Origin of the sequence: Chryseobacterium sp. VD8 (genome assembly GCF_037149975.1) — a bacterium.
GTDB classification, from domain to species: Bacteria; Bacteroidota; Bacteroidia; order Flavobacteriales; family Weeksellaceae; genus Chryseobacterium; species Chryseobacterium indicum.
The window spans coordinates 24,751-30,861 of sequence record NZ_JBBCQL010000024.1; the positions used below are offsets into that span (position 1 = coordinate 24,751).

Below are 6,111 nucleotides of genomic sequence, written 5' to 3' on the forward strand. Positions count from 1 at the left end.
TTTGTCACAACTTCTTTTCAGGCATCATTTTTGAACATTTTCGCTGTCGGTTCCGGAGAATCATTAAATTTACAATAATTAAAAATCAGAATATGAATATTTTAACAGAAAAATTTACCACACCATATCATTCAGCACCTTTCGATCAGATTAAAACTGAAGATTATCTTCCTGCTTTTAAAGAGTTAATTAAAAAGTCCGAAGAAGAGATCGATGCGATCACCAATAATTCTGCAGAACCAACCTTTGAAAATGTAATTGAAGCATTGGCGTATTCAGGAGAGCAGCTTGATGTGGTTTCCAATATATTTTTCAATTTAAATTCTGCAGAAACCAGCGACGAAATCCAAAAGATCGCACAGGAAGTTTCTCCGATTTTAACAGAATATTCTTCAAAAATTTCTCAAAACGAAGCTCTTTTCAGTAAAATTAAAAAAGTGTACGATGAAAAAGGGAAATATAACCTCAACGAAGAGCAGGAAATGCTTCTGAATGAAACGTACAAAGGTTTTGTGAGAAGCGGTGCTTTATTAAATGAAGAAGACAAAGAGAAATTAAAGAAAATCAGCATGGATTTATCTTTAAAATCACTTCAGTTCGGGCAGAATGTGTTGGCTTCGACGAATAATTATTTTAAACATATCACCAATAAAGAAGATCTTGCGGGAATTCCGGAAGCTATTCTGGAACAATATGCAGAAGAAGCCAAAGAAAGAAATCTGGAAGGATGGGTGGTAACTCTGCAATATCCAAGTTACATTCCGTTTATGACGTATGCTGAAAACCGCGAATTGAGAAAGGAAATTGCTTTGGCGAACGGCAAAAAGTCTTTCGACGGCGGAGAATTTGATAATCAGAATTTAATTAAAGAACTCCTTTCTTTAAAACAGCAAAAAGCTGAATTATTAGGCTATAAAAACTACGCAGATTATGTTCTGGAGGAAAGAATGGCAAAATCTCCGACAAAAGTTATCGATTTTCTGAACGAACTTTTAACCAAAGCAAAACCTTATGCCGACAAAGAAATTGAAGAGTTGAAATCTTTGGCAAAAGCAGACGGAATTGAAGAAATGCAAGGTTATGACCACGCTTTTTATGCAGAAAAACTCCGCAAAGCAAAATATGACCTTAATGATGAAGAATTAAAACCTTATTTTCCTTTACATCAGGTCCAGGATGCGGTTTTTGGATTGGCTGAAAAACTTTTTGATATTACTTTTGAGGAAAGAAATGATATTCCGAAATACCATGAAGATGTAAAAGTGTATGAAGTGAAAGAAATAGCTGCAGCTTCTAGCTCTAGATTGATTGCAACAGATTACAAAGCTTTGCTTTACGTAGATTATTTCCCGCGAAAAGGCAAAAGAGCGGGAGCATGGATGACGAGTTATAAAAACCAGTACAAAAAAGACGGTGAAAATTCCCGTCCGCATATTTCTATCGTTTGCAATTTCAGCAAACCGACGAAGGATACTCCAAGTTTACTTACGTTTCAGGAAGTAACAACTTTGTTCCACGAATTTGGTCATGCTCTTCACGGAATGCTTGCCGATACGCAATACCCTACTCTTTCCGGAACTTCCGTAAAATGGGATTTCGTGGAGCTGCCTTCTCAATTCCTTGAAAATTTCTGCTACGAACCGGAATTCTTAAAAACGTTCGCAAAACATTACAAAACAGGAGAAGTTTTACCGGATGAAAAAATTGAGAAAATTGCACAGTCAAAAAACTTTATGGAAGGTTATCAGACGTTGAGGCAGCTTGGTTTTGGGTTACTGGACATGAATTACCATACTAAAGTCGGAGAGTTGGAGAATAAGAGTGTGAAGGAGTTTGAGGATGAATATACAAAAGCAACACAGTTATATCCTGCGAATCCTGAAACGGCGATGAGTCCGAGTTTTTCACATATTTTTCAGGGTGGATATTCTGCGGGATATTATTCTTACAAATGGGCGGAAGTTCTGGATGCAGATGCGTTTCAATATTTCAAGGAAAACGGAATTTTCAATCCTGAAATCGCTGCAAAATACAAAGTTCTTCTTTCTTCCGGCGGTACAAAAGATCCAATGGAACTGTACAAGAATTTCAGAGGAAGTGAACCGAAAGTGGAAAGTTTGCTGAAGAGAGCGTTTGGATAAAAACATTTATAAAACCATTAAGTTATTGAGCTTAATGGTTTTATTTTAAAAATCTGTGATGAAATTTTCAGCTATTCTTTAATTATAATCTGAAACGCAAAGCTTTATATTCAGAGCTAAATATTTAAGTAAAGCAAAGTGAGGCAGATTTCATCTGCTATGAAGCGCACGTTTCATCATCTGCACATAACGGAAATATGCTTGTTATCTTTCATCTTAAAAATTGTTTTACTTTGCATAGAATTAAAATTTATATTTGAGAATCCGTTTTAAACCAATTCGAAGTTAAAACCATGGAATTAATTAAAGACATTGTCTGTCAGGTTTATTTTGACGGAAAATCAACCGAAAAAATTTTTGAACTTTTACATCTTTATCTGCCTATATATGAGTCTTTGAATTTAGATTATACTTCCAGAATAGATAGCGAAGAAGGCTTTACCAACAATAAAGAGATGATCGATTATTTTGTAAATAAAGATCATGTTGACCAGACATTTTACTGGAATCAATATGTTAATAATCCTGATAAAATTTCATTTGGCGTCAATATCACAGATGATAATAAAACGGTCTTCAGTTTAACTATTGACGGAACCATTACCTTAGCTGAAATTTATTTAAATGATTTGAAAGAAAGGCTGAATTCTGATATTGGAGTTATTACTTTCATAAATCCTGCCGAATATGAAAATGGACTTGATTTTAAAATGAAGTATCAATAATTTTCACAGTTTATTATTAGATTTGAAATAAAAAGTGACAATGTACAATATCAAAGATCTTTACAAAACCTTAGATGAACGACGACGTCCGGAAGATGTTGCGGAAATGATTGTTGAACTTATGAAAGTTCAACTTTCAACTCATGAAAATCAAATTCTGGAAAAAGCAGCGAAAGGATCTCTGAATAGAAATCTGTACGGCTATACTTCAATGTTAGAAAGTTTTGGAACTACAGTTGGTGCAGAAGTCCAAATTAATAAAGCCATAGAAATCTTTAAGATTGAAACTCAAAATACGGACAAATATGGTCGTAAGACAGAAGATATTGAAGATTTTTTAAATAAAACTTCTCCGCTAATTTTCAAATCCTTTGGTCAGAATAATTTTAAGACAGACAGGCTGAACAAAATTCAAAGAAAAGAAATAGGTCTGGATATTTCTAAACGGAATTACAATAAAAAATGGCGTCTCCTAAAAAGGATCGAAAAGAAATTAAAAACATTAATTCAGGAAACTAAAAAGCTTGAGTTTCAAAAAATTTCTAAACACGGACTAGCTCACACGATAAGTTTTGAGGATTTTCAATCTGATCTAAATACTGCATGTTTTATCGCTTATTATAATGCACGCTGCAATATGAGAAGTGTATTTACCAATCAAAGTCAGGAAAGACCATTTGATGAAATTTGCGAAATATTACTCCTTAGATGTAAGGAAAACTCAGAAAATACAAATTGGTGGGCCATTTCTCATATTTATACAAGCAATACAACTTTAAATCATTTAAGTGATAAACAAAAAGGCGAACTCTTAGGCAAATGGACATCTATTATTCAGGAAATCTCAGGTTTTTTAGAAGTTCTATGGAATAATAATGATATCAATCGCCAGACAATGGCTGTAAAACGCGGAAATGATTCTACAACCTGGAATAATACAGCAGGAGCATGGAATAAAGCAAGAGACAACTGGATGAATCTTATTTATGCAATGGGAATGGATTTTATTCTGGAAGACATTTGCTTTGGAAAAGTCATGAGATTAATGGCTGCTGATGTTGTTGCATGGCATTATGCAACAGGCAGTAAGATTGATCCTAATACAGAAGTATGGAACAAGATCCCTCTACCTTGGGAAGTTTTTCAGGGGGAAGCATTTTGCAATAAAAAATTAATTACAGATATTTGTCGAGAAGCAAGAATAGATCCCGAAAAATCAGGATGGATTGCACCAAGACAACATTCAGTTGCGAAATTTAAACCGACACCCGAACTTGTACACGGAGCAACGGTTTCAAATCCATTTTTGGCAACAGTTTTAAGAAAGAATAAATTTTTCTCTGGAAAAATAAATTAAAAATTAAGATAGGTTAATTCAGTGGCAGAATATCCGGCTCTTCTTCCGGATTGACGTAGGTTCGAGCCCTACACTTATCTTCGTATCTGGTATAGCTCAGCGGCAGAGCACCCGGCTCTTCACCCGGGAGGACACAGGTTCGAGCCCTGTTATCAGAACAAAAATTATATTCAATGAATCCTTTAATATTTTAAAGATTGGTGTTCATAAAAATATAATGTAATTGTCTTTATTTCCTTTTAATGAAGTTTAAAATTATCCTTTTTACTCTAACGGCATTATATTCAACATGTCAATCTCAAAGAAGAAATGATTTCCCAGATTCAGATAAAATTCCCAACTGCGATTTAATAAAAAAAGGAACTTTTTCAAGGGACGAAAAAGGTAACTCTGGTTTTAAAGTTAAATTCAATAATAATAAAATGACTGAAATCTATGGAAGAAAAACTGTTACTATAGAAAGTGATATAAAAATGCTGAGTAAATGTAAATTTGAAGCCGAAATAAAAAATATAAAAACAAAATATAAAATGCTAGACAGCTTATTTTATGTTGGTAAGAAAACGGAGTATGAAGTGGTAGAAACAGGAAAAAATTATATTATATATGAGTATTGGTGCAATGAAGGCAAAAATATTTGTTCTGAAATTTTAGAAAAAAAATAAAAATCATGAATAACACAAACACAAGATTACAAAACGTAAAAAAACTTCAGGCCAAAAGATGGGAAAATGAAGATCATTGGGATGCAATTAACGATCTTTTAATCAAAGAACTGGACGAAATTTTAGCACTAGAACCGGAAAATACTTCCGCTTTAATTAACATTGGTGCAATCTATTCTGACATGGGAGAAGACGAGCAGGCTTTGGAATATCTTCATCAGGCATTAAATCTGGGTTCGGCTGATAAGAATCTTTTTATTAATCTTGCAATTGTCATGACTTACATGGGAAAGCATCCTGAAGAATATCATGAATTTTTGGAAATTGCAGAAGACAAAACAGAAGATCCGCTTACTTTTAAAGCTCATTTTGATCCGGAGTCGCGTTGAGAATTTTATCTAAAATAATGATTCGGTTTAATAATCAATTCCCAATTTTTCTGTAATTTCAGCATTTTTAAAAAACATAAATAATAACCATCTTATATGAAGAAAACAATTATTTCAGCATTTTTTATTGTCATTTTTTCAGCTCTTAAAGCGCAGATTCCCACTGTAAAACCTTTGAATGTGGGTCTGGAGAAAAATTATCAAAACTTCAGTTCAAAAAAAGAAACGGTAATTCAAAAAGAAATCATAAAACTCGGTGACTTTAAAGACCTTCATTTTCAGAAAATTGTTCTTAAAGATTTGTCGGATGATTCTACGCTGAGTGTTTTGGGCATCATGACACTTTCCGAAACTTTCGACAACATTTCCAGAAAGACCATTACTCTGGAAAAAGATGAAGTCGAAAAACTCATCAATGCGCTTGAAAAAATTCAGCAGAACTCATCTTCCAAAACTGAAAACGACACCAAATACAAATACACCACCAAAAGCGGTATTGAAACAGGAAGCAACTACCATGCTGATCTGAAAACATGGGAATATTACCTGAAATTGCCAGCTACATTCTACAGTCAGAATGAAATACAGTTTTCCCAAAACGAACTTGCCGAATTGATAAAATTCCTTAAAACGGCAAATCATAAACTTTAAAATCAATAACTATGTTTACTTTCTTTAAAAGAAAAAAGCCGGAAGTTACCATCCATTCGGTTTCTATCCCCACTTTCGGATGGGAAATCGTTGATCAGAATGCGGAACGTATTGTGTGGGTGAATCCTGAGCAAAGCGCTTTAATTTCTCTCTATTTTTTCAATATTCCTCCTGATTTGCCAA

At 33.7% G+C, this 6,111-nt stretch carries 6 protein-coding genes and 2 tRNA genes; all 8 read left to right on the forward strand.

Annotated features, from left to right (window positions below; genetic code table 11):
* Window positions 1–92 precede the first annotated feature (92 nt).
* Complete coding sequence (locus WFK35_RS04745) at window positions 93–2,141, forward strand: M3 family metallopeptidase (RefSeq protein WP_336731588.1); 2,049 nt, start codon at window positions 93–95, stop codon at window positions 2,139–2,141.
* Between the two features lie 293 nt (window positions 2,142–2,434).
* Window positions 2,435–2,866: a hypothetical protein gene (locus WFK35_RS04750; protein ID WP_336731590.1), complete on the forward strand. Its 432-nt coding sequence runs from the start codon at window positions 2,435–2,437 to the stop codon at window positions 2,864–2,866.
* Window positions 2,867–2,906: 40 nt separating this feature from the next.
* The gene (locus WFK35_RS04755) at window positions 2,907–4,223 is read left to right on the forward strand and encodes a hypothetical protein (protein WP_336731591.1); all 1,317 of its coding nucleotides are present in this window, start codon (window positions 2,907–2,909) and stop codon (window positions 4,221–4,223) included.
* 7 nt (window positions 4,224–4,230) lie between these two features.
* A tRNA-OTHER gene (locus WFK35_RS04760) sits at window positions 4,231–4,303 on the forward strand.
* Window positions 4,304–4,308: 5 nt separating this feature from the next.
* Window positions 4,309–4,381 (forward strand) — tRNA-Lys (locus WFK35_RS04765).
* Window positions 4,382–4,465: 84 nt separating this feature from the next.
* A complete protein-coding gene (locus WFK35_RS04770) occupies window positions 4,466–4,888 on the forward strand; it encodes a hypothetical protein (protein ID WP_336731592.1) in 423 nt (140 codons plus the stop codon).
* Window positions 4,889–4,893: 5 nt separating this feature from the next.
* Window positions 4,894–5,277, forward strand: a complete 384-nt coding sequence (locus WFK35_RS04775; RefSeq protein ID WP_336731594.1) for a tetratricopeptide repeat protein — start codon at window positions 4,894–4,896, stop codon at window positions 5,275–5,277.
* Between the two features lie 96 nt (window positions 5,278–5,373).
* The gene (locus WFK35_RS04780) at window positions 5,374–5,928 is read left to right on the forward strand and encodes a hypothetical protein (RefSeq protein ID WP_336731595.1); all 555 of its coding nucleotides are present in this window, start codon (window positions 5,374–5,376) and stop codon (window positions 5,926–5,928) included.
* Window positions 5,929–6,111: the final 183 nt, after the last annotated feature.

Coding starts and splice junctions, on each gene's coding strand:
- WFK35_RS04770 (WP_336731592.1), top strand. CDS start 4,466: ATGAAGTTTAAAATTATCCTTTTTACTCTAACGGCATTATATTCAACA.
- WFK35_RS04780 (WP_336731595.1), top strand. CDS start 5,374: ATGAAGAAAACAATTATTTCAGCATTTTTTATTGTCATTTTTTCAGCT.
- WFK35_RS04750 (WP_336731590.1), top strand. CDS start 2,435: ATGGAATTAATTAAAGACATTGTCTGTCAGGTTTATTTTGACGGAAAA.
- WFK35_RS04775 (WP_336731594.1), top strand. CDS start 4,894: ATGAATAACACAAACACAAGATTACAAAACGTAAAAAAACTTCAGGCC.
- WFK35_RS04755 (WP_336731591.1), top strand. CDS start 2,907: ATGTACAATATCAAAGATCTTTACAAAACCTTAGATGAACGACGACGT.
- WFK35_RS04745 (WP_336731588.1), top strand. CDS start 93: ATGAATATTTTAACAGAAAAATTTACCACACCATATCATTCAGCACCT.